The sequence below is a fragment of the Haloarchaeobius ordinarius genome, from assembly GCF_051801355.1.
In the GTDB taxonomy this organism is placed as follows: domain Archaea; phylum Halobacteriota; class Halobacteria; order Halobacteriales; family Natrialbaceae; genus Haloarchaeobius.
The window spans coordinates 1,998,867-2,024,570 of record NZ_CP196560.1 but is presented as its reverse complement, the minus strand read 5'-3'; the positions used below and the strand labels follow the sequence as shown (position 1 = coordinate 2,024,570).

Here is a 25,704-nt window from a genome sequence, read left to right as displayed (position 1 = left end):
CCACGGTCACACACCCGGCGACCACCAGTGCGAACACGTCCAACCCAAACACGACGACTATGATTTGTGGAGACTATACAAAGCTGATACGGCCGTTTTTAGGCGCCTCCAACCATCAGTGATGGTGTGTTCCGCCGACAGAAAGAGAGACCATAGGGCCGGGCTCCGTGGGCACTTACGCCTCGTCGAACACGGGAAATCAGAGAGTTCCCTGCTCGCCGAAGCTTACGCTTCGTCGAACAACGTCTCGCCTTCGACCATGTGCTCTTCGACGGCGTCCATGTCCAGCGTGACACCGAGGCCCGGCTTCTCCGGCACCTCGATGTAGCCGTCGACGATGACGTCCTCTTCGACCAGGTCCTCCCACCAGCCGAGTTCGTAGGAGTGGTACTCCACGGCGAGCGCGTTCGGGATGGCCGCGCCGACGTGGGCAGAGGCCATCGTCGCGACCGGCGAGGAGACGTTGTGCATCGCGACGGGGACGTAGTACTGGTTGGCCACGTCGGCGATCTTCCGGGTCTCGCGCATGCCACCGACCTTCGGCATGTCGGGGGCGATGATGTCGACCGCCTGGTTCTCGATGAGGCGGCGCTCCTCGGTCACGCGATAGCGGTTCTCGCCGACCGTGATGGGCGTGATGGTGGACTTCGTGACTTCCTCCTGCACGTCGAGGTTCTCCGGCGGTACGGGGTCCTCGAGCCACCAGACGTCGTAGTCCTCGATGGCGTTCGCCAGGCGCTTCGCGGAGCCACCGGAGAACGTCCAGTGGCAGTCGAAGGCAACGTCGGCGCGGTCCTTGACGCGCTCGGTGACGGCCTCGACGATTTCGGCCTTGTGTCGAATCTCGCCCGGTCGGAGGTGGCGGTTCGCGCGGTCCTTCTCGTACCCGGAGGGCACGTCGAGGTCGAACTTGAGGGCGTCGTAGCCAAGGTCCTCGACGACGCGCTCTGCCTCGTCGGCACAGGCTTCAGGGTCGGCCTCTTCTTCGGTGTGGCAGTCACAGTAGACGCGCATCTCGTCGCGGTACTTGCCGCCGAGCAGCTGGTACGCTGGGATGTCCAGAATCTTGCCGGCGAGGTCGTGCAGGGCGATCTCGATGCCGGAGATGGCCGTGACGGTGACGCCCTCGACGGAGCCCTCGCCGGACATCTTCTGGATGAGGTGTTCGTAGAGGCGGTCGATGTCGAGCGGGTTCTCGCCGACGACCATCGGCTTCATGCGCTCGATGAGTTCCGGGACGCCGGCCCCCCAGTAGGCCTCACCGGTGCCGACGACGCCCGCGTCGGTGTAGACGCGCACCAGTGTCCACGGGAAGTTCCCGTCTATCATCGTGGTCTGGACGTCGGTAATCTGGACGTCTCGGCCGCCGCCGCGCTCGCGCGTGACGCCCATCGTCTCGCCCGAGAGCTCACGCATCGTGTACTCCGCGTTCGGATCGTGAAGGTCCGAGTAATCGATTCCCATACGCAGTGATTTACTCGCAACATAGTAAATGTTGGGCAATCTGCAGCGACGTGTCGGAAGAACGGTCAGGTAACAGGACGGCGCGTGTGCTAATCAGTGTACTGATACTGACTCACAAGGAGTCCATGTCGGGCGGTTCCAGCCCGACCCTACCCGAGTCGCGCGTCCGTAATCTCGATGTGCCCTCGCGTTCCCTCCCACACCGTCTCGTACTCGAGTTCGATGGGTCGGTCCATGTGCGGCCCGTCGGTGACGAACGTCTCGAATTCACCACCCTCTCCGAGGACGTGAACGCCGTACTCCTCGTTGAGCGCTTCCAGTTCCGCGAAGGCGTCGGCGTCGAGGGGACGCCCGAGCCAGGACTCGTCGAGGCCGTGTGCGGCGACCTGCAGGATGGTTATCTCGAAGCCAGCGTCGAGCATCTCGCGCGCCAGTTCCGCGGGGTCGCGCTGCCAGAGCGGTGCGAACACGTCACAGCCGAGGCGGTCGGCCATCGCCTGGATGCGCGAGGTCTGGTACTCGCTCTCGATGGCACCCGCGGTCACGCCCGCGAGGCCCCCCTCCAGGTCGTCGCTGAGGTCGGCCAGTGCGGCCTCCAGCGGCTCCAGTTCCGCATCGCCCTGCGCATCCGAGTCCGTCGCGGTCATCGCGTCGAAGTCCTCGGGTGTGACGTTTACGTGCTGCAGGCCGATGCTCTCGGCCGCCAGCGACGTGAGGTCCGTCGCCGGGACGTGGTACATGTACGACTCGCCCTCGGGGTGGACCGTCAGCATGTGCGAGACAGGCAGCCCCTCTTCGAGCGCCCGGTAGAGCGCCCACGAGGAGTCCTTCCCGCCGGAGAAGAGGCTCACCCACGAACCGTCGGCTGTCATAGAAGAGGAACCGGTCTGCGAGTGTAAACGTGTGACGGACCGCGAGCGCTACCGGTCTCTGCGGTCGAGTTCAGGACCCCTGTTCGAGTTCGGCCTCCTCGATACCCGTCCCCGACAGTGCCGCGGCGATGCGCACCCCGACGAGGGCGAGCAGGACTGCGACGACGACGAAGCCGGCGAGGCGCTCGCCCGGCAGTAAATCGAACGCACCGAACTCGCTCTGGCCGACGGTCACCCGGGGAATCCGGAGGGAGTCGATGAGTGCGCTCCGTTCGAGGAAGTACGCCGAGAACCCGCGAATCACCAGCGAGACGGCGACGAGGATGAACGGCATGTTCAACATGGCGTTCGGGACGGCCTCCGAGTCGATGGCCTCGTCCAGCACGCGCCCGATGCTCGCGGTCGCACCCGCCATCGCCAGCCACGGGACCGCGTGGAAGACGAACATCATCGACGGTAACACGACGCCCTCGACGCCGCTCATCCGCGAGACCTCCAGGGCCCCGACGAACATCCCGACCATCGTCAACCCCGCCGCGACGACGTAGGTCACGACGGAGACGTTCCCCGAGTAGAGCGCCGTCTGGACCTGGGTCGCACCGTCCCTGGCCAGTTCGTCTACCGCGAAGCCCTTGTACAGGAGGAACAGGCCGACGATGGCGGTGATGGTCGCCGCACCGACCGCCGGGCCAGCCGTGAGCGCCAGCGCCGGGAACGCGACGAGTGCGACCCCAAGCGGGACCAGCACGGTCTGGCGGAGTTCCTCGTCGGCGAGGAACTGCTTCAGCAGGTAGTACGTCGACTCGATGTCGCGCGCCTGCCTGACGACGACGCGGTCGACGGAATCGACGCGGAGTCGGGACTCGACGACCGGCACGAGGCGTTCGTCCTGTGCGCTGTCGATGACGACGACTGCCGAGTCGAGGTCGTACCGGTCCATGAGCTCGTCGAGCTGGTGCGCGACCGACCGGTCGGCCCCCACGACGTTCTCGCTCGCACCGGAGACGACCGCGACGACGGTCTCTTCGTTCTCGTCGCGCAGGTCACGCGCGACCCGCAGGGTCTCCAACAGACAGTTCACGTTGGAATCCTCCGGGTCGGCCAGACCCACGTCGGTCACGAGTGACCGAACGGCTTCCCAGCCGACGACGGGTGTCTCGAGGCCCGTCTTCCGTCCGATGTCGTCGGTACGGTCGACGCACACGACCAGCGTAGCCACTATCGGTAGCGAACACGAGAGAGAATAAAAAACTGCCGTGACCGACAGCCCTGCCGGTCACGGTCGCGAGAAAAGTACGGTCATCGGGCGACACGCTGGGACCGCAAACAGAGAAAGTCCCCGAGTCGGGCGCCTAGAGACGGCCGGCTTTCTGCAGCTTCATCAGGTCCTCGGTGTCGAGGGTCTCGCCTTCCTTGAACTTCTGGTAGATCTCCTCGGCCTCGGCCTCGACTTCCTCGCGCTTCTGGTCGCGCTTGGACTGCTTGGCCTCTTCCTCCTTCTTGTCCAGCTCGCGGAGGCGCTTCTGGACGCGGACGAAGTCCTCGTGGTGGCGGTCGGCCGCTTCCTGGGCCTCGACGAACTTCTCGTGCATCTCGTCGGCCTCGTCACGGATGTCGTCGGCCTCGCGGTAGGCCTCGATCATCTGGTTGTGGTGCTCCTGTGCCTTGTCGGCGAGCTCCGTGACCTTCTGGTGGTGCTTGGATGCTTCAGAACGGACCTCCTCTGCCTCCTCGACGAGCTCGTCGAGGTCGTCGTTCTGACCCATCTTCTCCTTGCGGCTCTGGTACTCCTCGCGCTTGCTCTCGATCTTCTCGATGAGTTCTTTCTCTTCCTCGGAGGAGAGAACCTCGGTCTGCTGCTTGAACTCCAGGTCTTCGATCTCGGACTCGAGCTCTTCGAGGTCCTTGCCGTCGTCGAGTTCGAGGTCGGACTTCATCTCCTCGACCTTGTCGAAGAGCTCGTTCGCGTCGGCGTTGAGGTCGTTACGCTTCTGCTTGTGCTCCTGGACCAGCTCGTTGAGCTCGTCGCGCTTCTCGCGGTGACTCTGTGCCTCGTCGACCTTCTCGCGAGTCTTCGCGTTCAGGTCGTCACGGCTGGAAGCCCGCTCAGAAGCCATCTGGTTGAGGTCGTTACGACGGTCTCGCAGCTGTCCTGCGAGTTTGATAAGTTGACCTTTGGATTTGTTCGCAAGGTCGTCTTCTGTGAGTTCTACGTTCTTGGATGTGTCTATCGAATCAGCCATTGTTTAGTCATACCTCGATTCCGTCCCGCACCGGAACGGTAGCAATCGCTGGCGGCCTGCGACCTCTCGGGGACAAGATTCCGTGTCATTCTGGTCGGCTAACGATGCTACCGGAACACCGGCGGCGTTCTGGTACCAGTTAGTACCACGGCAAGTAATTTAAATGTACCGATTACCCAGATCCCCGGAATCGATAGACTGCGACGACACAGGGTGTGTAAAGTGATACCACACAGGTCGGAGCCACTTATAAAGAGTACTCGTTGACACTCCGTCGGTCGCCCGCGTCGACGACGAGTTCGAGGCTGTCCGCGTCGGCCGGCACCGAGACCGTCCCGACCGGTTCGCTCGCGCTCGGCGGGACGACGACCGGAACCGACTCGCCAGCGTCCCCTGCCGCCCACGAGAACGTCCCGTCGAGTCGGGCGGGTGAGTCGTTGACCACGGTGACCTCGACCGAGCCGGTCGGTGCACCTTCCAGAAGTGCGACGAACGGCTGGAACGAATCCGCGAGGGCAGCGTAGGCTGGTTTCTCGGTCCCGTCGACGCCCAGAAGTCCCATCCCGCCGCCAGCGTCGACGTCACGCAGGCAGAACGCCGCGAGGACGTCCACTCCGTTGAGGCGGAGCGCCTCGGCGACGCGCTTGACGATTCGCGCCTGCGCGGTCTGCGAGGCCCCTGCACCGTCGTCACCGACGACCGCGTCGTGTCGCTCACGGTCGAGGCCGACGGGGAACGCCCCTCGCTCCGTGAGCGACCCAGCGCCGAACTCCGTAACGACGCGCCCGAACTCGGGATACGTCGAGAGGAGCCACTCGACGGTGTCCGGGTCGCCGTAGTCCCAGCCGGGATAGAGGTGTGCAGCGTCGGGCGACGTTCCGGGCGGGCCGCAGACGGGGAACACCGTCGCGTCGTCGGGGAACGCGCTGGCGATGGTGTCCGCGGTCGTCCGGTCGAACGACGTGCCACTCACCCGGCGACGGAACTTGAGCCGCGCGAGCCGACCACTCCCCAGTCGCTCCGGAAACGGGTCGACGGGGTCGTCGTGAACGCCGAACAGGGCGACCGATGGATGGTGGTCATACTCGGCGACCAGCGTTCGCGCGAGCGTCTGCCCACGGGTCGTGTCGACCGCTCCCGGCCCGGTGAGCGGGAGGTCTTGCCAGACCAGTATCCCCGCCTCGTCGGCCGCGTCGTAGAACGACTGGGGCAGCACGTGGGCGTGCGCCCGGAGGAAGTTGCATCCAGCCGCCGCGGCGCGTTCGATGTCGGCGACGGGAGACGAACTCGGCAACAGATTCACGCCTCTCGCCTGAACGCGTTCGCCGTTCGCCCAGAGTCCACCCTCGTACCTGACGGGACAGACACCCGTCGTCCGGCTCCGTTCGTGGTCGCGGAACTTCGCCCGGACCGTGTACCGGTGCTGGTCGCCGTACCCACGTGGCCACCAGTACGACGGGTCCCGGAGTTCCAGCGTCCGGGTGACGGTCAGTCGTTCGTCTGCGTCCGCATCGACGTGAACCCGCTCCATCGCGCCACCGCCTCGGAATCCCTCCGGGCGGAGTGTCAGCGTCACCGGTTCGTCGACCGGTTCGGCGGCGTCGACGCAGACGGCGGTGTCGATGACCGCACCGTCGTCGGTCAACCGCGGGCTGACTTTGAGGTCGGTGACGAACGCCGGGGGTCGCAGCCGAAGGTGTGCTCCCCACCAGATACCCGGTACGGCGACCGATTCCGGCACCAGGTCGCTCTCGTAGACACCACCGAACCCGTCCGCCGGACGATGGCACTCCACGACGAGTTCGTTCTCTGGCGCGGGCTCGAACTCGAATCGGGCAGGCTCGAAGTACGTGTCGTGTTCGCCGAGGAGATTGCCGTTGAGCCAGAACCGGGCGCGACCGTACACGCCGCGGAAGTCGAAGAGTGTCCGCTGGTCCCTCGCCGACCGTGGATCACCGAAGCGGAGTCGATAGGCGACGGTGTCCTCGCCGGTGAAAGTGGTCGGCCGACCCGGGACGGTCACTGGCTGCCACGAGTCGACCGTCGGTGGCTGGTCTTCGTGCACCTCGACCCCCGTACCGCCCTCCCACTGGCTCGTCATATGAACAGACAGACCTACCGCTATCACGATAGTTCTTGTGACTACTTTCACTTTCACTGCGCGGTTGGCTGACCTTGACATGAGGTCGGGTCGTGTCCCCTACCATGCTCGAACACCTGACCGGCACCTGCGAGGGCTGTGACGCGACACTCGACGCGGACCGCCTGATGCTCACCATGCGGACCGACGGCGGGGTCCGGCGTGCCTACGAGTGCGCCTGCGGCGCGGTGACCGTCACGGTCGTTCGCGAGGACTAAGACCGTCGGTCGGATACGCCGGGGCATGAAAGAAGTAATCCACGCCCGCGGCCACGAGAACGTCTCCGCCGAGCACACGAGCACGTTCGAAGTCACCACCGACGACTTCCTCACCCCCGCTGGCGACTGCATCCTCGCCATCGACGCCGACCGTACACCCGCCGACTTCGACCCCGAATTCGTCGATTCGTGCCAGACACAGGGCGCACGCATCACGTTCACTATCGAAGCCGGCGGCTACTCGGACTCCGTGACCGGCCTCGGCCACCCTTCACTCGAGTTCACGAACGACCGGAGCATGGTCGGGCGTACCTCCGACTACGTCGACGACCGCACCATCATGCTCGCCGCCCCCTTCGCCGCCGAGGGCTTCGACCGCGACCTGGTCGCCGTGCTCGCCGAGGGAGCCGAGGCGACGGTGACGCTCGAAGTCGACGCCTGAGTCCTCTCTCTCCCGCACAGAGCACGGCGGTTTTTACGCTCCCGCCCCAACCGACCCCCATGCCCGACGACGAACCCGCCGAGAACATCTCCGGCGGCCCCGGTGGCGGCGGCGTCGCGGCCGAATTCCAGCCAGGAACGGCCGCGACCCGCGCCGAGGAGGTCGTGGACAGACTGGGTGACATGTACTGGCAGAAGGCGTACGGGGGGCAGGACGCCTTCGAGTGCCTCGTCCGGACTATCCTGAGCCAGAACACGAGCGACAAGGCGAGCCAGCCCGCACACGACCAGTTGATGGCCCGGTACGGCCCGGAAGACGAACTCGCAGAGACGCTGGTCGGGGTGTCTCGTGACGACCTCGCCGAGACCATCTCCTCGGCCGGTCTCTACAACCAGAAGTCCGAGGTCATCCAGCGTGCCGCCGAGTGGGTCCTCGACGAGTTCGGCTCGACGGCTACCTTCGACGAGTACGTCCGGGACGGCGACCCCGAGGCCGTCAGAGAGACGCTGCTCGGCGTGAAGGGTGTCGGCCCGAAGACCGCCGACTGTGTCCTCCTCTTCGCCGGCGGTCGTGGTGGTGTCTTCCCGGTCGACACGCACGTCCACCGCATCGCACGTCGGATGGGCCTCGCACCGACCGACGCCGACCACGAGGTAGTCCGGGAGTACCTCGAACGCGACGTGCCCGCGGAAAAGTGCGGCTTCGGACACACCGCGATGATTCAATTTGGACGAGAGTACTGCACCGCCCGCAAGCCGGCCTGTCTGGACGACCCGGAGGCCTGCCCGATGGGAGATATCTGCGATCAGGTGGGTGTCTACCCGGAGACGGGCGAGGTCGTCGACCCCGCCGACGCACCTGAGTGAGGGTAGCTACTCCGCCTGCGATTCCAGCCGCTCGACCAGCTCGTCGAGCACGGCGTCGGCACTCGCCAGGTTCGTCGCCAGCGGGACCTCGTGTACGTCACAGATTCGCAGCAGAGCCGCGACGTCGGGTTCGTGAGGTTGTGCCGTGAGTGGGTCACGGAGGAAGATGACACCGGCACAGTTGTCGTCCGCAATCTCGGCCCCGATTTGCAGGTCGCCGCCGATGGGCCCCGACTGCTTGCGCTCGATGTCGAGGCCGGTCGCCTCCATGAGTCGCTTCCCGGTGGTTCCAGTGGCCATCAGGTCGAACCGGGCGAGGTCGTCACTCCGGCTGCGCGCGAAGTCGATGAGGTCTGGCTTCTTCTCGTCGTGAGCGATGAGCGCGAGGCGCATGCTCCCCGGTGCGCAGGGGACCGACAAGAAGGTTGGCGCGTGACAGTTTCTTACCGCGCCAGCAGGACGACCGCGACGACCGCGAACCCGATGCCTGCGACGCGTTCGAGCGTCAGCGGTTCGTCGAGCACCGCGATGCCGATGGCGGCCGCTACGACGAAGTAGAGCGCAGAGACGGTGGTGACCACGCTGGTCGAACCGCGGGCGAGCCCGGCGTAGAACGCGACCGCGCCGAGCCCGGCGAACACGCCGGCAGCCCCGGCGATCACGAGTCCGTCACGGGTGTACTCGACCGTCTCGGGCCGGGTGAGAACGTAGCCGAACGCGAGTGCGGAGCCGACGAAGTACGAGACGACCATCGCCACCGTCGGCGAGACGCTGCGGGTCGCGAGGTCGGCGACGACGGCCCAGAGCCCCCACGCGAGCATGGCCAGGAGTGCCCACGAGACGGGAGAGTTGAGCATGGTCTGTCGGACCAACCCTGCGAGGAAAAGGGTTGTCACTCGGCGATGGCGAACAGGCGACGCTCGACTGCTCGACCGACACGGGGGAGCGTCGCGCACCCGTGGCCACCGTGCGGCGTCGGTTACAGCACGGCGGCCCTTGTGGCGGTCTCGTATTTGAACCGTGGCAGCGGTGTATTCGAACCGCCGGTCACCGTCACTCTCGCGGGTTGCTGTGCCACTCAGTCCAGCGTCACCCTTCAGTCCAGCGTGATCCGGAAGATTCCGGTATGCGTTGCGACGAAGGTCGTCTCGCTGGCGAGTGCAGCCATGGCGTCGGACGGGTCCTCGACTGTCGTCGGCCCACCGGACTCTGGCGGAAGGAGCGATTCCAGCCGCGCCAGCAGCGACGGCGGAAGGTCCGGGAGCGAGAGGGTCGACGGCGGCTCGTCGGCCGACCCGTCACTGGGTTCGAACACGTACCAGATGGTCTCACTGAAGAACCCCGCGTCAGTCTGCTGTATCTCGCGACCGCGGTAGGTGCGTCCGTCCACCCGGAAGTACCCCCTGACGAACGACTCACGGAACCACGTGCCGAGTTCCGTCTCGGGATACACCGACGGTTGCTGTCCGGCGACCGCCTGCTCGACGAACTGTCGACGGGCGGGTCCGAGGTCAGCGACAGGCGTGGCTGTCTCCTCGGCAGGAACCGTCTCTACGCCAGCGACACCGGCGCGCATCTCGTACCGGGGGCCGGAAGCGACCTCGAACGTGTACACTCCCGAGAGGGCTTCGTCGTCCGGGACGTCGAGTGCGAGCGTCTCTGTCCCGCGCAGGAAGGGGTTCGGCGGTGGCGTGACGAACCGGTCGTCGTATCCGCGAACCGTCGCTCCGGTCCGCGCGGCGCGACGGAGCATGTCCCCCAGTGCCGGTGGCAGGACCGTAATCTGTGCATCCGGGACGAGGCCCCCGTCGGGGGTGCGGAACGTCACCGTGCCAGTCTCGTCGGTAGTCGATGTCTCGTCTGTGTCCGTCCGTGGAGGTGCGTCCGTCGACGTGTCCGCCGGTTCGTCGTCGCTGAGACATCCCGCAACCGTCCCGAGAGCCGCTGCCGTGGCGGCGAGGACACCACGTCTGGAGGGCAGTGTCATAGCCGATACTCGGCGGACCGGCGGTAAATGTCTTCAGGGAGTCAGTTCGCCCGGCGAGGACCACACATCCAATGCATGTACGTGTCCGATTGAATGGGTTCGAGTGTCGATGTCGAGACGCGACAATGATTCGCCAGCCCACCGACCGCGGTACCGCGGATGGAGTACCATGACAGCGCCGATGACCACACTCGCGAGCCTGGGAGACCTGCTCCCGCTGTTGCTGTCGGGAGACTTCCTCTACTACGGCCTCGTGTTCTTCGTCGTGGCCCTCGTCGCAGGCGTCGCCGGGATGCGTGGTGTCGCCGGCATCTCGATGGAAATCGCGAAGATACTGGTCGGAATCTTCCTCATCCTCGCCATCATCTCGCTGTTGCTCTGACGGGCAAGGGGAGAATAGAGACGAATCGACGGCGGAACAGAGACGAACCCACGGCGGAACAGAAACGAATCGACGGCGCTACTTGAACCGGAACGTCTCGAGGTTCTTCGGCGCGAACGTCCGCATGTTGAACTCGTGGTACAGCGCCGAGGAGAGGTCCTGCACCGAGGACTCGTCACCGTGCACACAGAGTACCTTCTCCGGACGCGGGTTCATCGTGCGGACGAAGTCCATCAGGCCCTGTCGGTCCGCGTGACCGGAGAAGCCGTCGACGGTCTCGACGTCCATCTTCATCTTCATCGTGTCCGAGCGGCCGCCGCCGTTGCGACCGTTGACCGGAATCTCGTCCCAGCCGTTCTGGATGCGGCGACCGAGCGTCCCCTGGGCCTGGTAGCCGACGAAGACGAGGCGGGACTTCTCGTCGCTACCGACGTGGCGGAGCCAGGACATGATGGGCCCGCCGGTGACCATGCCTGAGGTGGAGAGGATGATGCAGGGGCCGCCGTCGGCGACGTCCTGTCGCTCCTCTTCGCCGCCGTCGATGTGGTTGAACTCCTCGGCGAGGAAGGGATTCTCGTCCTCGTGGAAGATACGGTCGCGGAGGTCGTCGCGCAGGTACTCGGGGTAGGTCGTGTGGATCGCCGTCGCCTCCCAGATCATCCCGTCGAGGTGGACGGGCATCTTGGGGATGTCGCCGTTGCGCATCGCCCGTTCGAGCACGAGCATGATCTCCTGTGACCGACCGACCGCGAACGCCGGGATGAGGACCTTCCCACCCTTGTCGTGGGTCTTGTTGATGACGTCGATGAGTTTCTGCTCGGAATCCTCCTGGTCGGTCTGGTAGTCGTTCCGACCACCGTAGGTCGACTCCATGACGAGTGTCTCCACCCGCGGGAAGTCGTTCACCGCACCGTTGAACAGGCGGGTGTCCTTGTAGTGGATGTCGCCGGAGAACGCGACGTTGTAGAGGCCGTCGCCGATGTGGAAGTGTGACACCGCAGAGCCGAGGATGTGGCCCGCGTTGTGGAACGTGAGCTTCACGTCGGGGGCGATGTCGGTCACGTCGCCGTATTCGAGCGGGATGGTGTGCTTGATCGCCTCGCGGACCATCTCGGACTCGTACGGCGGGGTGCGCCCTTCCTTGGCGGCCACGTCGAGGTAGTCGAGCGTGAGCAGGCCCATCAGGTCACGGGAGGGTTCGGTCGTGTAGATGGGGCCGTCGTACCCGTACTTGTAGAGGAGGGGAACGAGCGCGGAGTGGTCGAGGTGAGCGTGGGTGAGGACGACCGCGTCGATGCTGTTCAGCGGGGTCGCCTCCGGAACGTGGAGATAGGGCACCTCGTCTTCGGCACCGGGCTTGTCACCGCAGTCGATGAGGATGCGGGTCTCGGGCGTCGAGAGGATGAACGAGGCGCGACCGACCTCACGACAGCACCCGAGCGTCGTGATGCGGACCCACTCGTCGTTCGACATCTCGTCTCTGTGAATCTGGCGACCGACGCGTTCGAGGATGTCGCGGCGGTCCTCACGTTCCTGCTTGAGGAAGTTCCGGACGTTCGAGACGGTCGAGGACTGGATGGGCGGCGTACGGACGACCTCGGGGGTCCAGCCGACCTTCTGGGTTATCTCACGGAGCGTGGAGCCGTGTCGGCCGATGACCATGCCGGGCTTCTGTGCCTCGATGACGACCTCGCCGGTGTCGGCGTGGAAGTCGAGGTCGGTGACGCCCGCCTCCTCGGGGATGACCTCCATGACCTGCTCGCGCGCGGACTCGGGGGGCGAGAGGACGTCGGGGTCGGGTCTGACCGTGATGCGCTTTCGCAGTTTCGACGCGAGTTTCCGGATGAGGTCGCCCTGCTGGGCGAATTTCTTCGGGTCGCGCGTGTACACCACCAGCTCCGGGCCTTCGTATTTGACCGCGGAGACGGAGATGTCGTTCGGGATTTCGCTCGTGATCTCTGCTCGTAGTTCTTCGAGTTGTTGGTCTACGGAACTCATATCTCGGGAAAAGGTAGTGCGGTGATGTCCGAATGCGGGCGGCGTCGTCCACCGCGGTTGCGGACGGGTCCTTGGATTCCGGTCGCAGGGACGCCCGGCTGTGCGCCCGCCGAACGGCGGGCATGCGACCGCGAGTCGCGTGGCTGCGTACCGTGTCGGCGGTCACACTGGAATCGCTGGAAGTCTGTAGTATCGGCCGGGTACATGTGTCGGTGGTACCTGCGGTTGGAGCCCGTCCCAGACAGCGGTCTGTGCGGGAGGACCCAGGGAGAACCCGCTTGTTCGACGGTATGCCATTGGAGTTATAAAAGCCTTCGCAATACTCAGGGGTCTCACTCCCGAACACCGGGATATGCAGGTCACACCGGACCGAGTCGCACAGGAGCGAACGTGGGTCAGAGAACGGTCGACCGTCGTCGTGCCACTCGTCAACGACATCCGCGAACGGCTAGCCGACCAGTTCGACACCACAGTCGACCCCATCTCGGAGGCACAGTACCTCGCGGCCGTCGACGACCTGTTCGCCGACGGGGACCGTGCGGTGAACGTCGCGGCGATGGTCGCCATCCTGCGCGACCTCGACGTCGAGGGCGATTATCCAGGGTTCGTCGTCGACGAAGTGCTCGGCCGCGAACTCGCGGCGACCATCGCGGGGAAACAACCCCTGCGCATGCTCGGGGAGGCGACGTTCCACTACGCGGACATCGTGACACACAGCGAGGCCGGGGACACGGCCGGCGCGGACGACCTCGACGCCGCCCTCGCCGCCGGCTTCCAGGAGGTCATCCCGGGCTGGGACTGGACCGAACGCGAGAGCCCGTTCTCGGTGCTGCCGGGGGAGGAGGAAGAGCCGTGACGGGTGACGGTGCCGACGATGACCCGGCCCGCGTCCGCGACACCTACCTCGCCGCGCTCCAGCACGACCTGTTCGAGCCCCGGCCCGACGAGACGCTCGTGGGCGTCGTCCGGCGGCCGACCCGCTGGTTCGCCGGCGCAGTCGACGAGAACGTGCCCGAGCTCGGCCCGCCAGAAACCCTGCTCGACGCGGTGAAAGACGAGCAGGAGGCCCTGAAGATGCGGGGCATCTGTGACGAAGGCGCACACAACGCGGCGTGGGACGCCGTGGATTTCGCGGACCGGTACCGGGCACACCTGCGCGAGTCGGCCGCGGCGGTCGAGGCAGTCGACGACCTTCTCGGGCGCGTTCGCGATGGCGAGTCCATCGTCCTCGTCTGTTTCGAGAACACCGAGAAGAAACGCTGTCACCGGACCATCCTGCGCGAGGAACTCGAAGACCGGCTGGCAGAGCCCACGACCTGAAGTCGTCGTGACCGGAACCACAAGCGGTTAGCCGACCGCCCACACACCGCAGGACATGGACGGACGGCCGGTCGTGCGGCTCTTGCTCGTCGTGGTGCTGCTCGGCACGATCGGCGTGCTGTCGGTGGACTACGCGGCCAAAGAGCAGGCACAGTCGCAGTACCCGACGGACGAGGAACTCGACCGGTCTTTCGAGCGGTACCACAGCGAGGAGGTGTTCCTCTGGACGCGCGTCGTCGCCGTCAACGAGACCGCCTTCGTCGGGGAGTTCGGCCCGACCGGGGACCGGGTCGTCGTCACCGACACTCGCCCCGGCATCGACGTGGGCGACGAGGTGCAGGTGTACGGTGTCGTCCGTGCCGACCAGCGCATCGACCCCGACCGACTGGTCGTCTCCCACCGCGAGAACCACACCTACATGCTCGTCGTCTCCGGGCTCTCGGTCGTGCTGACCCTCGGCGTGACGTTCAGCCGCTGGCGACCCGACCTCGGGACCCTCCGATTCGTCCCACGAGGTGACGACCGTGAGTGACCTGCTGACGCACGTCCTCGCGGTGTACGTCCTCGCGACGGTCGCTTCGTGGTCCATCGACTGGCTCGAACCGCACCACGTCCCGATGGCGATGGTCGGCGCGGTGGTCCCGGACGCCGCGAAGGTGTACATGCTGACCGGAGACACCCGGTTCACTGTCGCGGGCGTCACGGGGTCGTGGTACGCGCTCCAGACCGTCGGTGCGGCCGCCTGTTTCTCGCTCGCTGGTTCGTTGCTCGTTCCGAAGCGAGAGCGCCGGGTCGTGCTCGCAGTCCTGCTCGGTGCGGTCGGTGTCCACGTCGGCATGGACTACTTCGTCATCCGTGCCGGCGGTGTCGCCCCGCCGTACCTCTACCCGCTGACCTGGGCGCAACTCCCCTCCGTCGACGTGTACCTGAGTTCGAGCCGATGGCCGTCGCTGGTGGCCATCCCGGTCGCCGGGACGGTCTGGTTGCTGGACAGACGTCGGCAGAACTAATTCGCCCGAAGCCCCGACTGCGACCATGGACGAGGCGACGCTGTGTTTCATCTGCGACGGCGAGGAGGTGTTGCTCATCGAGAAGAAACGCGGCATCGGAGCTGGGTTGTACAACGGCCCCGGCGGAAAGGTCGAACCCGGCGAGACGCCGCGGGAAGCCGTGGTTCGTGAGGTCCGCGAGGAGGTGCGCCTCGACGTGACCGACCTCACCAGACTCGGTGACATCTCGTTCTACTTCGGCGAGGACCCGCTGTTTCGCTGTCACTGCTACCGGTCGGAGTCGTTCTCGGGGACCCCGACGGAGACCCCCGAGGCCGACCCCGAGTGGTTCGCGATGGACGAGGTCCCGTACGAGGAGATGTGGGAAGACGACCGGTACTGGCTGCCCCACCTGCTCGACGGCGAGCCGGTCCACGGCCGGTTCGACTTCGACGAGGACGGTGACGAACTGCTCGACTACGACCTCAGCGTGGGCAAGTCACTCCCGGCCCCGTCGGAAGCGCCTGACTGGGTCTGAAAATCCGCGGACGAAGCCGACGCCGTTACTTCGAGCGGGCCGTCCCCGAGAGTCCGTTCTCCGCGAGGAATCCCGTCACGTCTACGCCCTCCACGGGCGCGATACCCGTCTGACTGGCGAGGTCCTTCGCCACGTCTGTGTCACGCTCTCCGAACTTCACGACCCAGAAGTACGGGGTCGATTCGGGGTTTGCGCCGACGAACTCGGCGGGCGTCCCATCGAACCCCTCGAAGGAGTCGAAGAAGGCGTCGTCGCCACCACCGCCGACGAACGTCCACCAGAGGTCGTTCGGCGTGTCCCGCGTCGCGGACGCGACGTACACCTCCGCCACCGTCCCCGGAACGTCGAGCGTCCGGGTCGCGGCGATGAGCTCCGACCCGTCGGCACCGGCGACCGCCTCCAGCCAGACCTCGTGGACGAACCGGGGCGTGGTGTCGCTCTCGAAGCCGAGGAGCAGGCGCTGGTCGTCGAGAAGTTCCAGTTCGGCGAACCGGCCAGGGGTGCTCGACTGTCCCGGAGATTCTGATGTGCCCTTCTTTCCGGGGTAGACGCCCGCGAAGACCCGGTTCCCCGGTTCGAGCGCGTCGACCAGTTCCTGTAGCTTGCCGCCGTAGTTCGCGGTCCCGACGGGAATCGCCGCACCGATTCGCCCCGCTGTGGGGAGGTCGACCTCGAACAGTGGATGCAAGAGCACCCGCTCCTCGTCGGCGCGGAAGCCGAGCACGCGCCACTCGCCTTTCACCATCTTCGTCATCGTCCAGCCCCCAGAACCAGTTTCCCCGATATCATGTCCTGTAGAGAGGTCACCAGCAAAGATAAACGTGCTGTCAAGAATTGCCTGAAACTGTCAGCTCGCGGTGCTGCGGGAGGTCTCGGGAGTCGCTGGCACACCTTCAAGGGGTTTAAGAGACCGACGAGAGTTCTCTGATACAATGAGCGGAGAGCAGGAACTTGGGATGACCAAGAGCAAGGAGTACAACACAGGCGAGTGGTACGCCGAACTCGTCCAGAAGGCGAAACTCGCGGACTACGCCCCCATGGGTGGGTTCATCGTCACGCGACCCCGCGGCTACGAACTCTGGGAGCGACTCCAGAACCATCTCGATGGGTGGTTCAAGGAGACCGGCGTCCAGAACAGCTACTTCCCCGTTCTCATCCCCGAGAGCTACCTCGAACAGGAGAAAGACATCGTCGAAGGCTTCGACCCCGAGGTCGCCTGGGTCACCCACGGCGGGCACGAGGAGCTCGAGGAGCGTCTCGCGGTCCGCCCGACCAGCGAGTCCATCATCACGCCCTTCATGAGCGACTGGATTCGCAGCTACCGCGACCTGCCCATGCAGCTCAACCAGTGGTGCAGCGTCATCCGGTGGGAGGCGACGGAGACCAAGCCGTTCTTCCGCACCAAGGAGTTCCTCTGGCAGGAGGGCCACACCGCCCACGCCACCGAGGAGGACGCCATGGACGAGGTCATGATGCGTCTCGGCCAGTACGAGCAACTGTACGAGGACGTGCTCGCCATCCCGGTGCTGCGCGGCCGCAAGCCCGACCACGACAAGTTCCCCGGCGCGAAGATGACGACCTGTGTCGAGGCACTGATGCCCGACGGCAAGTCGGTCCAGGGCGGTACCTCACACCACCTCGGCCAGTCGTTCGCGGAGGCGTACGACCTGACGTTCACCGACGAGGACGAGGAGGAGCAGACCGCGTGGACGACTTCGTGGGGGCTCTCGTGGCGCGCACTCGGCGCGCTCATCATGACGCACTCGGACGACCAGGGACTCGTGCTGCCCCCGGCACTCGCGCCCGAGCAGGTCGTCATCGTCCCCATCTACAACGAGGACAACAAAGAGGAGGTCCTCCAGTACTCGAGCGAGATCGCCGCGGAACTGCAGGAGGACGGCGTGCGTGTCCACCTCGACGACCGCGACGAGCGCAACCCCGGCTTCAAGTTCAACGAGTGGGAACTCAAGGGCGTCCCGGTCCGCTTCGAAATCGGCGGCTACGAGGTCGAAGACGAGGAGGTCACCGTGGTCCATCGTCCCGACGGCGAGGAGGTCACAGAGGACCGTGCCGACATCGTCGAGGCGACGCAGGATCACCTCGATTCGGTGTTCGACAAGCTCTACGAGGCGGCCGAGGAGAACCTCGAGGAGAACATCCGCGAGGTCGACGAGGTCAACGAGATTCTCGGCACCATCGGCCAGCACGGCGGCTACGTGAAGACGCCGTGGTGTGGCGACGAGGCCTGTGAGCAGGCCGTCAAGGAGAAGGTCCACGCCGAAATCGTGATGCTCCCGATGGACGAGGACAAAGCGCCCGAGGCCGACGAGTGTACCATGTGCGGCGACGAGGCCACGGAGATCGCCTACTTCGCGAAGTCGTACTGAAACCACGGTTCCTGTTTCTTTTATAACTCGAGCGGCGGGTAACAAGAGCAAAGTACGAGTAGTTCCCAGTGTCTGGCGACCGGGTCCGCGGTGGGGACCCGACGGAACGATGAGTGACAGCAACGAACCGGCGACGGCGGTGCGGGGGGACGCACTCGACACCGAAGACGAATCGCTCGACGAACTCCACGCGGCGACCCGGCGACTGCTCCAGGCCGACGGCCACGAGGCCATCCTGACCGTCGCCGGTGAGGCGGCCAACGACGTGCTCGGGTTCCCCGGGTCGGGCGTCCGCCAGTACGACCCGGAGACTGAGACGCTGCGCCACGTCGCCTTGGGCGGCCGGGTCGGCGGTATCGAGTCGCGCCCGCCATACGACGTGGCCGACTCGCCGCACGGCCGGGCATTCTGCGAGGGGAAGACCGTCGTCGTGGACGTTCCGGAAGACGACCCCTACGAGCGCGACTCGTTCGTCCAGACGATGTACGTCCCGCTCGGCGAACACGGGCTTCTCAGCGTCGGGAAGACCGACGGTCCGTTCACCGAGCGGGAGGTCGCCCTCGCGGAGATTCTGGCGGGGAACACGACCGCGGTACTCGACCGGGCGGAGAAGCGCCAGCAACTCGCGACCGAGCGGGAACGCCTCGACGAGTTCGCGTCGGTGGTCGCCCACGACCTCAAGAGCCCACTGTCTGCGGTCCGCGGGTTCCTCGACCTCATTGAGGACACTGACGACGCGCGGTACGTCTCCGATGCCCGGAACGGGCTCGACCGGATGGAACGCCTCATCGACGAGCTGTTGTCGCTCGCACGCGACGGCCGGACGGTCGACGAGTTGTCGACGGTCACCCTCGACGAGGTGGCCCGCGACGCGTGGGAGACCGCAGACACGGGCGACCTCTCGCTCTCGCTCAATATCCCGGACGACACCGACGTCCAGACGGACCAGGCACGGCTCGAACGGCTCTTCGAGAACCTCTTTGCGAACGCGGCCACCCACGCCGACGGCGCGACTGGAGTCACGGTCGGGACGCTCGACGGCGGCTTCTACGTCGAAGACGATGGAGCGGGCATCCCGTCGGACGAGCAGGAGACCGTGTTCGACACCGGGTACACCACCGCACCCCGCGGGACCGGGTTCGGACTCGCCATCGTCGAGCGTATCGCCGACGCCCACGGCTGGACCGCCACCGTGACGACGGGTGAGGCGGGCGGTGCACGCATCGAACTCTCCGGTGTAACCGGGCGGCTCCGGTGAGTTCCTGCGGTTCAATACGTCACTCAACTATACTCCTTATATACATTAGTATGTGTTAATAATACCCTTAGTCATTGAGGAGTAGCCTCTTATACGAGAGCGTGGCAGGACTACGCATGACTCAGCCACACCGGGCAGCCCCTGCCACCGAGGGACTGGCCGACCCCACCGACGAACGCTCGAACTGCGGTGTCGGGGTAGTCATGAACCTCGACGGCGCGAGCGACCACGACGTGGTCGCCGACGGACTCCAGCTTCTACAGAACCTCGAACACCGCGGGACGACGGGCGCAGAGCCGAACACCGGAGACGGTGCCGGTATCCTGCTCCAGACGCCACACGACTTCTTCTCGGCCGAACTCCCGGTCGACCTGCCAGCGGAGTACGCCGTCGGGTCCCTGTTCTTCCCACAGGACGACGACGCCCGGGAGACGCTCCAGTCGCTGGTCGAATCCCGCCTGGGTGACCGCGGTCTGGAGGTACAACACTGGCGTGACGTGCCGACGGACAACGACGGACTCGGCCAGACCGCCCTCGACTCCGAACCCGACGTCTGGCAATGCTTCGTCGCACCTGCCTCCCCCGACGAGACCCCGGTCGAGGCGTTCGACCGAGCACTGTACGAAGCCCGACGCCAGATAGAGACCACCGTCGACGACGGCGACTACGACGGCGCCGACCGCTTTTACATCTGTTCGCTCGACCGCAAGACCGTCGTCTACAAGGGCCTGCTCACGGGCGAACAGGTCCCCTCGTACTACCCCGACCTCCGCGACGAGCGCGTCGGTTCGACGTTCGTGATGGTTCACGAGCGATTCTCGACCAACACGCTGGGCGCGTGGCACCTCGCGCACCCGTACCGCGGCATCATCCACAACGGCGAGTTCAACACCATCCAGGGCAACGTGAACTGGATGCGGGCGCGCGAGACGGACCTCGACGCCGACGCCCTCGACCTCGACGCGGTCAAGCCCATCATCCAGGACCCCGACCAGTCCGACACGGCGAGCGTCGACAACGCACTCGAACTGCTCACCCAGACCCGCGATCTGCCGCACGCGCTCCGGATGCTCGTGCCCGAGGCGTGGCGCGGCGACGACGACATGGACGAGGCCCGCAAGGAGTTCTACGACTTCCACGCGTCCCTCGTCGAACCGTGGGACGGCCCCGCGCTCGTCGCGGCGACTGACGGCGAACGCGTCGGTGCAGTACTCGACCGTAACGGGCTGCGTCCGTGCCGGTACGACATCACCAGCGACGACCGTCTCGTGATGGCCAGCGAGGCCGGTGCACTGGAGATAGACGAGGCGGACATCGAAGAGCGCGGCCGGCTCCAGCCGGGGCAGCTCTTCCTCGCGGACCCGAACGAGGGCCGGGTCGTCCCCGACGCAGAGGTCTTCGAGGACCTCACCGACGAGAAGTACGGCGAGTGGGTCGCCAACGAGCAGGTGACGCTCGAAGACGAGGCCGACGACGACCCGCGACCCGGTCCCTTCCAGGGTGACCTGCGCGCTGCGCAGGCCGTCTTCGGCTACACCCACGACGAACTCCAGCACATGATAGAGCCGATGACGAAGAAGGGCAAAGACCCCGTCGGCTCGATGGGCGACGACACGCCGCTGTCGGTGCTCTCGGACTACAACCGCCCGCTGTTCTCGTACTTCAAGCAACTGTTCGCGCAGGTGACGAATCCGCCGCTCGACTACATCCGCGAGGAACTCGTCACCTCTCTCGAGACCCGGATGGGCTACCAGCGCAACATGCTCGACGAGTCGCCGGAACACGCCCGGCAACTCGTGGCCGATTCGCCAGTCCTCACGGATGCCGAGACCGACGCGGTCAAGAACCTCTCCACCAACGGCCTCTCGACCGAGGTCGTCGACACGACGTTCGACGTCGCGGGCGACCTCGAATCCGCCGTCGAGCGCGTCCGGGCGGACGCCGAGGCGGCCATCCGCGACGGCGCGGACGTGGTCGTCCTCTCGGACACGAACATCGGGGCGGACCGACTGCCGGTCCCGGCCCTGCTCGCGATGGGCGCGGTGCATCACCACCTCGTCCGAAACGGACTGCGCAACCACGCCGGCATCGTCGTCGAATCCGGCGCCCCCCGGGAAGTCCACCACGTCGCGACTCTGGTGGGCTACGGGGCCGACGCGGTCAACCCCTACCTCGCGTTCCAGACCATCTCGGACATCACCGCGGGCGCGGACGGCGCGGAACTCGAGGCCGCGGTCGACGCCTACATCGACGCCGTCGAGAGCGGGCTGTTGAAGACGATGGCCAAGATGGGCATCTCGACGGTCGAGAGCTACCAGGGCGCCCAGATATTCGAGGCCGTCGGGCTGAACTCGGACTTCGTCGACGAGTACTTCCAGGGCACCGAGAACCGCACCGAGGGAATCGGCATCACCGACATCGAGTCCGACCTGCGCGACCGCCACGAGGTCGCCTACGGCGAGGACCCAGAACTCGACCGCTCGGGCGAGTACGAGCACCGTTCGGACGGTATCCGTCACGGCTGGAACCCCCAGACGGTCGGGACGCTCCAGCAGTCGGTTCGTTCGGGCGACTACGAGCGCTACCAGGAGTTCGCCGAACTGGTCAACGACCAGTCCGCAGAGCTCATGTCCCTGCGCGGGCTGCTCGACTTCGACTCCGACCGCGAGTCCATCCCCGTCGAGGACGTCGAACCCGTCCACGAAATCGTAAAGCGCTTCTCGACGGCGGCGATGTCTCTCGGGAGCCTCTCCCCGGAGGCCCACGAGAACAACTCCATCGCGATGAACCGCCTCGGCGGCAAGAGTAATTCGGGGGAGGGTGGCGAACCGCCGGAGCGGTTCGACACCGAGAAGGAGTGTAACGTCAAGCAGGTCGCCTCCGGTCGCTTCGGTGTCACCTCGACCTACCTCGCGAACGCGGACGAACTGCAGATCAAGATGGCCCAGGGGTCAAAGCCCGGCGAGGGCGGCCACCTGCCCGGCGAGAAGGTCAACGAGATGATCGCCCACGTGCGCAAGTCGACGCCCGGCGTCGGCCTCATCTCGCCGCCGCCGCTGCACGACATCTACTCCATCGAGGACCTCAAGCAGCTCATCTTCGACCTGAAGGCGTCGAGCCCGGACGCAGACATCAACGTCAAGCTGGTCTCCGAGGCCGGTATCGGCACCATCGCGGCCGGCGTCGCGAAGGCGAACGCCGACGTGGTCCACATCTCCGGACACGACGGCGGGACCGGGGCCTCCCCGCGCACCTCCATCAAGAACGCGGGGCTCCCGTGGGAGCTCGGCCTCACCGAGGCCGTCCAGATGCTCCGCCAGACGAACCTCCGCGACCGCATCCGCGTCTCCGTCGACGGCGGCATGAAGACCGGCCGTGACGTGGCCGTCGCCGCCCTGCTCGGTGGCGAGGAGTACATCTTCGGCACCGCCGCACTCGTCACCGGTGGCTGCGTGATGGCTCGCCAGTGCCACAAGAACACCTGCCCGGTGGGCGTCGCGACCCAGCGCGAGGACCTGCGCAAGCGCTTCCCCGGCCAGCCCGAGCACGTCATCAACTACATGACGTTCATCGCACAGGAACTGCGCGAGATAATGGCCGAACTCGGCTTCGAGACGGTCGAGGAGATGGTCGGGCGCGTCGACTGCCTGACCCAGCGCGAGACCGACCACGAGAAGGCCCAGCACGTCGACCTCTCGGCCGTGCTGGCCGACGTCGGCGAGGGCCCGCGCACCAAGGTCCGCGAACAGGACCACGAACTCGACGGGCACCTCGACTACGACCTGCTGGCGGAGGCCGAACCGGCCATCGACCGCGAGGAGCCGGTCGGCATCGCCGCAGAGGTCACCAACACCGACCGCACCGTCGGCGCGATGCTGAGCAACGCCATCTCGACCGAGTACGGCGAGCGCGGCCTGCCGGACAACACGGTCAACGTCTCGCTCCGTGGGACCGCCGGCCAGTCCTTCGGCGCGTTCCTCGCCCCCGGTGTCGCGCTCCACCTCACCGGCAGCGCGAACGACCACGTCGGCAAGGGCCTCTCCGGCGGCCGCATCGCCGTCGAGACGCCCATGGACGCGGGGTACGAACCGACCGACAACGTCGCGGTCGGCAACGTCGCGCTCTACGGCGCGACCGACGGCGAGTGCTACGTCAACGGTGTCGCTGGCGAGCGCTTCGCGGTCCGGAACTCCGGCGCGACGGCGGTCGTCGAGGGCGTCGGCGACCACGGCTGTGAGTACATGACCGGCGGCGTCGTCGCGGTGCTTGGCGACACCGGGAAGAACTTCGCGGCCGGGATGTCCGGCGGCATCGCCTACGTACTGGACGAGGACGGCGACTTCGAAGAGCGCGTCAACACCGGCATGGTCCACGTCGACCACCAGCTCGACGAGCGAGACCGCGCGATGCTCAAGCGCCTCGTCGAGAACCACCGCGCCTACGTCGACTCCGGGCGCGCCGACGAGTTGCTCGACAACTGGGAGGCTACCCTGGACGCCTTCGTGAAGGTCATGCCCGACGCCTACGAGCGCGTCCTGACCGAGGAGGACGCCGAGGACGTTCGCGAGACCCTGCCCGACAGCGCGACCGTCGAACAGGAGTCCGCAGCCGCCGGGTTCGCCTCCAGCGACGACTGACCGGCCCGGGTCGCTCCCTGGTCGTCACCGACTCACTTTCTGTCGCCCAGCCCCGCGCGTAGCAGCCGACGGGCGATCACGACCAGTCCGTTCCCGACGCCTTCAGCCCATATCGCCGACTCTACCCCTGGACTCCTGTGCGGTCCGACCGAACTCACCAACATCACGCTCCCGTCGGCGAGGAGGAACCGACCGACCTGCGTCTCGTCGTCGCCCTGTGCCTCGAGCCAGTCCAGTCCAGAGGCGAACACTGTCGCACCCGGGAGAGTCTGCTCGATCCGGTTGCGGCTCTCGTCGTCGAGGACGCCGATCGTCACGTCCATGTCTCGCCCGACCGCGTCGCGGAGGCTCTCGAACAGGTCCGGCGTGAGGAGGCTGTCGTCACCGAACAGGAGGACGAGCTCCGATTCGGCATTCTCGAACACCCGGAGCATCCGGCTGGTCACCGCTTCGGTCCCGGTCAGGCTCCACACTTCTTCGGACGGCTGGTCCGACGGGCGCTGGTCGGACTGTACCTGTTTGAGAGCGTGGTCCAGATCCGTAAAGCGCGCCTCGTACTGCCGTCGGAGGATGGCGACCGCTTCTTCGATGGGGACCGCCCTGAACTTCTGTGGGGTCGTGTGCTGTGTCTCGACAAGTCCCTTCGACTCGAGTACCCGCATCGCGTCGTACACGCGTGGCCGTGGAATCCCACTCTGGTCGCTGACAGCCCGAGCAGTACCTTCCGGTGTCCCAGTCAGGGTGACGAACGCCTTCGATTCGTACTCCTTCAGGCCGACCTGTTGTAACAACTCGACTGCCCGTCCCCCGTTCCCTTCCTCATGGCTCATCGCGAATCAACCCTGCGGACGACCGAGACGACGTGGCAAGGAGGGGGACGGACGGACCGTTCGAAGGACCCCGTCTCCACTGTTTCCATGCTACTAGATTCGGGACGAGCGGATTTAGGTCTTCATCTTTGTGACGACGATAGTTACGACAGGCTGATCCGATGGGCGGAAGCTGTAACTCGAATAATCACAAAACACTATTACCCGTCGGAAGCCCATCTATGGCAAGGAGCCAGTTGATGTCATCTTTAGTTGGTGTCGAACTAGTCCGCCACGAAGGTTGGCAGGCATTCGACGAATGAACGAGACGAGTGAGAACCGAGACAGTATTCCGACCGAGTCGATGAACGAGGCAGTCACGCTGCTCAACAAGCTCGGCCTCACGAAGTACGCTGCACGGACCTTCCTGACCCTCTACCGGCTCAGTGGTGGGACAGCGCGAGAGGTCAGTGACTCGTCGTCGGTCCCACGGACGAAAGTGTACGACGCGGTGGAAGAACTCCAGGACTTCGGCCTGGTCGAGGTTCGCCGGAAGAATCCTCAGGAGTTCTACCCGACGTCGAAAGAGACCACGCGACAGCGGTTCCAGCAGGAGTACGAACGAGCCACCACGGAGCTCTTCGAGATCCTCGCCAGCTTCCCACCGCTCGATGGGACTCATAAGGCAGACGGCGTCTGGGTCACCACGGGCACGAACGCGGTCCACAGCCGTGCGGTCAAATTGATCGACGAAGCGACGGAGAGCGTCGTCTTCGTCGCGGTCGACGGCGACATCGCCGCGACGATTCGACGGTCGCTTCGCGCGGCGACGCGGCGAGGAGTGGACGTCACCATCGGTGGGGTCGACGACCCGCTGGAAGGCGATTTCGAGGACATCTCGGTGATTCCATCCACAGGTATCTGGGCCGGGTCGCTCATCGAGTCGCTCCTCATGGTCGACGAGTCTGCCGTACTCGTCACCTCCCCGGACGAGGGAAACCTCTCTGGACTCTGGGGCGAGGGGACGCGAAACGTCCTCGTGTCGACGTATCTACCGGTACTCAAGTCGTGGCGGTCGGCGAACGGGTCTTCCGAGTGAGCTGTCCCGGGTGAACGGCCTCGGCGCACAGGCCAGACAGTGGAGTGGACACATT

The 25,704-nt window shown here is 65.8% G+C and carries 24 protein-coding genes; 13 read left to right on the top strand and 11 right to left on the bottom strand.

Going from position 1 to position 25,704, the window contains the following annotated elements; translation table 11 throughout:
- Positions 1–225 precede the first annotated feature (225 nt).
- The 5 genes from ACSC1R_RS10520 to ACSC1R_RS10500 all read right to left on the bottom strand — a co-directional run bounded on the left by ACSC1R_RS10520 (position 226) and on the right by ACSC1R_RS10500 (position 6,680).
- Positions 226–1,464, bottom strand: coding sequence for a mandelate racemase/muconate lactonizing enzyme family protein (locus tag ACSC1R_RS10520; protein ID WP_439025701.1), 1,239 nt, complete (start codon positions 1,462–1,464; stop codon positions 226–228).
- Between the two features lie 149 nt (positions 1,465–1,613).
- On the bottom strand, positions 1,614–2,336 hold the full coding sequence (locus ACSC1R_RS10515; RefSeq protein ID WP_439025700.1) for a diphthine--ammonia ligase: 723 nt from the start codon (positions 2,334–2,336) through the stop codon (positions 1,614–1,616).
- 70 nt (positions 2,337–2,406) lie between these two features.
- Complete coding sequence (locus ACSC1R_RS10510; protein ID WP_439025699.1) at positions 2,407–3,555, bottom strand: DUF373 family protein; 1,149 nt, start codon at positions 3,553–3,555, stop codon at positions 2,407–2,409.
- Between the two features lie 133 nt (positions 3,556–3,688).
- Positions 3,689–4,579, bottom strand: a complete 891-nt coding sequence (locus ACSC1R_RS10505) for a coiled-coil protein (protein WP_439025698.1) — start codon at positions 4,577–4,579, stop codon at positions 3,689–3,691.
- 247 nt (positions 4,580–4,826) lie between these two features.
- A complete protein-coding gene (locus ACSC1R_RS10500; protein ID WP_439025697.1) occupies positions 4,827–6,680 on the bottom strand; it encodes a hypothetical protein in 1,854 nt (617 codons plus the stop codon).
- Positions 6,681–6,784: 104 nt separating this feature from the next.
- Between ACSC1R_RS10500 and ACSC1R_RS10495 the strand changes: the two genes are divergently transcribed.
- From ACSC1R_RS10495 to ACSC1R_RS10485, 3 genes are read left to right on the top strand one after another with little or no spacing between them, the layout of a single operon-like run.
- On the top strand, positions 6,785–6,937 hold the full coding sequence (locus ACSC1R_RS10495) for a hypothetical protein (protein WP_439025696.1): 153 nt from the start codon (positions 6,785–6,787) through the stop codon (positions 6,935–6,937).
- Between the two features lie 25 nt (positions 6,938–6,962).
- The gene (locus ACSC1R_RS10490; protein WP_439025695.1) at positions 6,963–7,379 is read left to right on the top strand and encodes a DUF371 domain-containing protein; all 417 of its coding nucleotides are present in this window, start codon (positions 6,963–6,965) and stop codon (positions 7,377–7,379) included.
- A gap of 59 nt (positions 7,380–7,438) precedes the next feature.
- Complete coding sequence (locus ACSC1R_RS10485) at positions 7,439–8,245, top strand: endonuclease III domain-containing protein (RefSeq protein ID WP_439025694.1); 807 nt, start codon at positions 7,439–7,441, stop codon at positions 8,243–8,245.
- A gap of 6 nt (positions 8,246–8,251) precedes the next feature.
- Here the strand turns inward: ACSC1R_RS10485 and ACSC1R_RS10480 are convergent, their stop codons facing one another.
- The 3 genes from ACSC1R_RS10480 to ACSC1R_RS10470 all read right to left on the bottom strand — a co-directional run bounded on the left by ACSC1R_RS10480 (position 8,252) and on the right by ACSC1R_RS10470 (position 10,232).
- Positions 8,252–8,638 (bottom strand): methylglyoxal synthase, encoded by a 387-nt coding sequence (locus tag ACSC1R_RS10480; protein WP_439025693.1) that lies wholly within the window; start codon positions 8,636–8,638, stop codon positions 8,252–8,254.
- Between the two features lie 50 nt (positions 8,639–8,688).
- Positions 8,689–9,102 carry an EamA family transporter gene (locus ACSC1R_RS10475; protein WP_439025692.1) on the bottom strand — a complete coding sequence of 138 codons (414 nt, stop codon included), beginning with the start codon at positions 9,100–9,102 and terminating at the stop codon, positions 8,689–8,691.
- A gap of 239 nt (positions 9,103–9,341) precedes the next feature.
- Entirely contained in the window at positions 9,342–10,232 is an 891-nt protein-coding gene (locus ACSC1R_RS10470) for a hypothetical protein (protein ID WP_439025691.1), read from the bottom strand.
- Between the two features lie 169 nt (positions 10,233–10,401).
- Between ACSC1R_RS10470 and ACSC1R_RS10465 the strand changes: the two genes are divergently transcribed.
- Positions 10,402–10,614 carry a DUF1328 domain-containing protein gene (locus ACSC1R_RS10465; RefSeq protein ID WP_439025690.1) on the top strand — a complete coding sequence of 71 codons (213 nt, stop codon included), beginning with the start codon at positions 10,402–10,404 and terminating at the stop codon, positions 10,612–10,614.
- A gap of 78 nt (positions 10,615–10,692) precedes the next feature.
- Here ACSC1R_RS10465 and ACSC1R_RS10460 read toward each other — a convergent pair whose 3' ends face one another.
- Complete coding sequence (locus tag ACSC1R_RS10460; protein ID WP_439025689.1) at positions 10,693–12,612, bottom strand: beta-CASP ribonuclease aCPSF1; 1,920 nt, start codon at positions 12,610–12,612, stop codon at positions 10,693–10,695.
- 352 nt (positions 12,613–12,964) lie between these two features.
- Here ACSC1R_RS10460 and ACSC1R_RS10455 point away from each other — a divergent pair, with 352 nt between their 5' ends.
- From ACSC1R_RS10455 to ACSC1R_RS10435, 5 genes are read left to right on the top strand one after another with little or no spacing between them, the layout of a single operon-like run.
- Positions 12,965–13,468 carry a hypothetical protein gene (locus ACSC1R_RS10455; protein ID WP_439025688.1) on the top strand — a complete coding sequence of 168 codons (504 nt, stop codon included), beginning with the start codon at positions 12,965–12,967 and terminating at the stop codon, positions 13,466–13,468.
- Entirely contained in the window at positions 13,465–13,932 is a 468-nt protein-coding gene (locus ACSC1R_RS10450) for a DUF488 domain-containing protein (RefSeq protein WP_439025687.1), read from the top strand. The genes ACSC1R_RS10455 and ACSC1R_RS10450 overlap by 4 nt, the downstream gene beginning before the upstream one ends.
- A gap of 55 nt (positions 13,933–13,987) precedes the next feature.
- Positions 13,988–14,464 carry a hypothetical protein gene (locus ACSC1R_RS10445; RefSeq protein WP_439025686.1) on the top strand — a complete coding sequence of 159 codons (477 nt, stop codon included), beginning with the start codon at positions 13,988–13,990 and terminating at the stop codon, positions 14,462–14,464.
- Positions 14,457–14,942 (top strand): hypothetical protein, encoded by a 486-nt coding sequence (locus ACSC1R_RS10440; RefSeq protein ID WP_439025685.1) that lies wholly within the window; start codon positions 14,457–14,459, stop codon positions 14,940–14,942. The genes ACSC1R_RS10445 and ACSC1R_RS10440 overlap by 8 nt, the downstream gene beginning before the upstream one ends.
- Before the next feature lie 25 nt (positions 14,943–14,967).
- Positions 14,968–15,459, top strand: a complete 492-nt coding sequence (locus ACSC1R_RS10435; protein ID WP_439025684.1) for an 8-oxo-dGTP diphosphatase — start codon at positions 14,968–14,970, stop codon at positions 15,457–15,459.
- Between the two features lie 25 nt (positions 15,460–15,484).
- Here the strand turns inward: ACSC1R_RS10435 and ACSC1R_RS10430 are convergent, their stop codons facing one another.
- Positions 15,485–16,213, bottom strand: a complete 729-nt coding sequence (locus tag ACSC1R_RS10430) for a hypothetical protein (protein WP_439025683.1) — start codon at positions 16,211–16,213, stop codon at positions 15,485–15,487.
- A 178-nt stretch (positions 16,214–16,391) separates the two neighbouring features.
- On the opposite strand from ACSC1R_RS10430, the gene proS reads away from it, so the two are divergent.
- The 3 genes from proS (at position 16,392) to gltB (ending at position 23,741) form a co-directional block, all read left to right on the top strand.
- Positions 16,392–17,846 (top strand): proline--tRNA ligase, encoded by a 1,455-nt coding sequence (gene proS, locus ACSC1R_RS10425; RefSeq protein WP_439025682.1) that lies wholly within the window; start codon positions 16,392–16,394, stop codon positions 17,844–17,846.
- 109 nt (positions 17,847–17,955) lie between these two features.
- Positions 17,956–19,104, top strand: coding sequence for a sensor histidine kinase (locus tag ACSC1R_RS10420; protein ID WP_439025681.1), 1,149 nt, complete (start codon positions 17,956–17,958; stop codon positions 19,102–19,104).
- Positions 19,105–19,220: 116 nt separating this feature from the next.
- Positions 19,221–23,741 (top strand): glutamate synthase large subunit, encoded by a 4,521-nt coding sequence (gltB, locus tag ACSC1R_RS10415; protein ID WP_439025680.1) that lies wholly within the window; start codon positions 19,221–19,223, stop codon positions 23,739–23,741.
- A gap of 32 nt (positions 23,742–23,773) precedes the next feature.
- On the opposite strand, the gene ACSC1R_RS10410 is transcribed toward gltB, so the two are convergent.
- Positions 23,774–24,571: a TrmB family transcriptional regulator gene (locus ACSC1R_RS10410; protein ID WP_439025679.1), complete on the bottom strand. Its 798-nt coding sequence runs from the start codon at positions 24,569–24,571 to the stop codon at positions 23,774–23,776.
- 298 nt (positions 24,572–24,869) lie between these two features.
- Here ACSC1R_RS10410 and ACSC1R_RS10405 point away from each other — a divergent pair, with 298 nt between their 5' ends.
- Positions 24,870–25,649: a TrmB family transcriptional regulator gene (locus ACSC1R_RS10405; protein WP_439025678.1), complete on the top strand. Its 780-nt coding sequence runs from the start codon at positions 24,870–24,872 to the stop codon at positions 25,647–25,649.
- The last annotated feature ends 55 nt before the right edge of the window (positions 25,650–25,704 follow it).

What these genes read in the sequence shown, in the direction of transcription:
- ACSC1R_RS10520 (WP_439025701.1), bottom strand. Translation starts at nt 1,464, where the DNA reads ATGGGAATCGATTACTCGGACCTTCACGATCCGAACGCGGAGTACACG.
- ACSC1R_RS10515 (WP_439025700.1), bottom strand. Translation starts at nt 2,336, where the DNA reads ATGACAGCCGACGGTTCGTGGGTGAGCCTCTTCTCCGGCGGGAAGGAC.
- ACSC1R_RS10505 (WP_439025698.1), bottom strand. Translation starts at nt 4,579, where the DNA reads ATGGCTGATTCGATAGACACATCCAAGAACGTAGAACTCACAGAAGAC.
- ACSC1R_RS10500 (WP_439025697.1), bottom strand. Translation starts at nt 6,680, where the DNA reads ATGACGAGCCAGTGGGAGGGCGGTACGGGGGTCGAGGTGCACGAAGAC.
- ACSC1R_RS10495 (WP_439025696.1), top strand. Translation starts at nt 6,785, where the DNA reads ATGCTCGAACACCTGACCGGCACCTGCGAGGGCTGTGACGCGACACTC.
- ACSC1R_RS10490 (WP_439025695.1), top strand. Translation starts at nt 6,963, where the DNA reads ATGAAAGAAGTAATCCACGCCCGCGGCCACGAGAACGTCTCCGCCGAG.
- ACSC1R_RS10485 (WP_439025694.1), top strand. Translation starts at nt 7,439, where the DNA reads ATGCCCGACGACGAACCCGCCGAGAACATCTCCGGCGGCCCCGGTGGC.
- ACSC1R_RS10480 (WP_439025693.1), bottom strand. Translation starts at nt 8,638, where the DNA reads ATGCGCCTCGCGCTCATCGCTCACGACGAGAAGAAGCCAGACCTCATC.
- ACSC1R_RS10475 (WP_439025692.1), bottom strand. Translation starts at nt 9,102, where the DNA reads ATGCTCAACTCTCCCGTCTCGTGGGCACTCCTGGCCATGCTCGCGTGG.
- ACSC1R_RS10470 (WP_439025691.1), bottom strand. Translation starts at nt 10,232, where the DNA reads ATGACACTGCCCTCCAGACGTGGTGTCCTCGCCGCCACGGCAGCGGCT.
- ACSC1R_RS10465 (WP_439025690.1), top strand. Translation starts at nt 10,402, where the DNA reads ATGACAGCGCCGATGACCACACTCGCGAGCCTGGGAGACCTGCTCCCG.
- ACSC1R_RS10460 (WP_439025689.1), bottom strand. Translation starts at nt 12,612, where the DNA reads ATGAGTTCCGTAGACCAACAACTCGAAGAACTACGAGCAGAGATCACG.
- ACSC1R_RS10455 (WP_439025688.1), top strand. Translation starts at nt 12,965, where the DNA reads ATGCAGGTCACACCGGACCGAGTCGCACAGGAGCGAACGTGGGTCAGA.
- ACSC1R_RS10445 (WP_439025686.1), top strand. Translation starts at nt 13,988, where the DNA reads ATGGACGGACGGCCGGTCGTGCGGCTCTTGCTCGTCGTGGTGCTGCTC.
- ACSC1R_RS10435 (WP_439025684.1), top strand. Translation starts at nt 14,968, where the DNA reads ATGGACGAGGCGACGCTGTGTTTCATCTGCGACGGCGAGGAGGTGTTG.
- ACSC1R_RS10430 (WP_439025683.1), bottom strand. Translation starts at nt 16,213, where the DNA reads ATGACGAAGATGGTGAAAGGCGAGTGGCGCGTGCTCGGCTTCCGCGCC.
- proS (WP_439025682.1), top strand. Translation starts at nt 16,392, where the DNA reads ATGAGCGGAGAGCAGGAACTTGGGATGACCAAGAGCAAGGAGTACAAC.
- ACSC1R_RS10420 (WP_439025681.1), top strand. Translation starts at nt 17,956, where the DNA reads ATGAGTGACAGCAACGAACCGGCGACGGCGGTGCGGGGGGACGCACTC.
- gltB (WP_439025680.1), top strand. Translation starts at nt 19,221, where the DNA reads ATGACTCAGCCACACCGGGCAGCCCCTGCCACCGAGGGACTGGCCGAC.
- ACSC1R_RS10410 (WP_439025679.1), bottom strand. Translation starts at nt 24,571, where the DNA reads ATGAGCCATGAGGAAGGGAACGGGGGACGGGCAGTCGAGTTGTTACAA.
- ACSC1R_RS10405 (WP_439025678.1), top strand. Translation starts at nt 24,870, where the DNA reads ATGAACGAGACGAGTGAGAACCGAGACAGTATTCCGACCGAGTCGATG.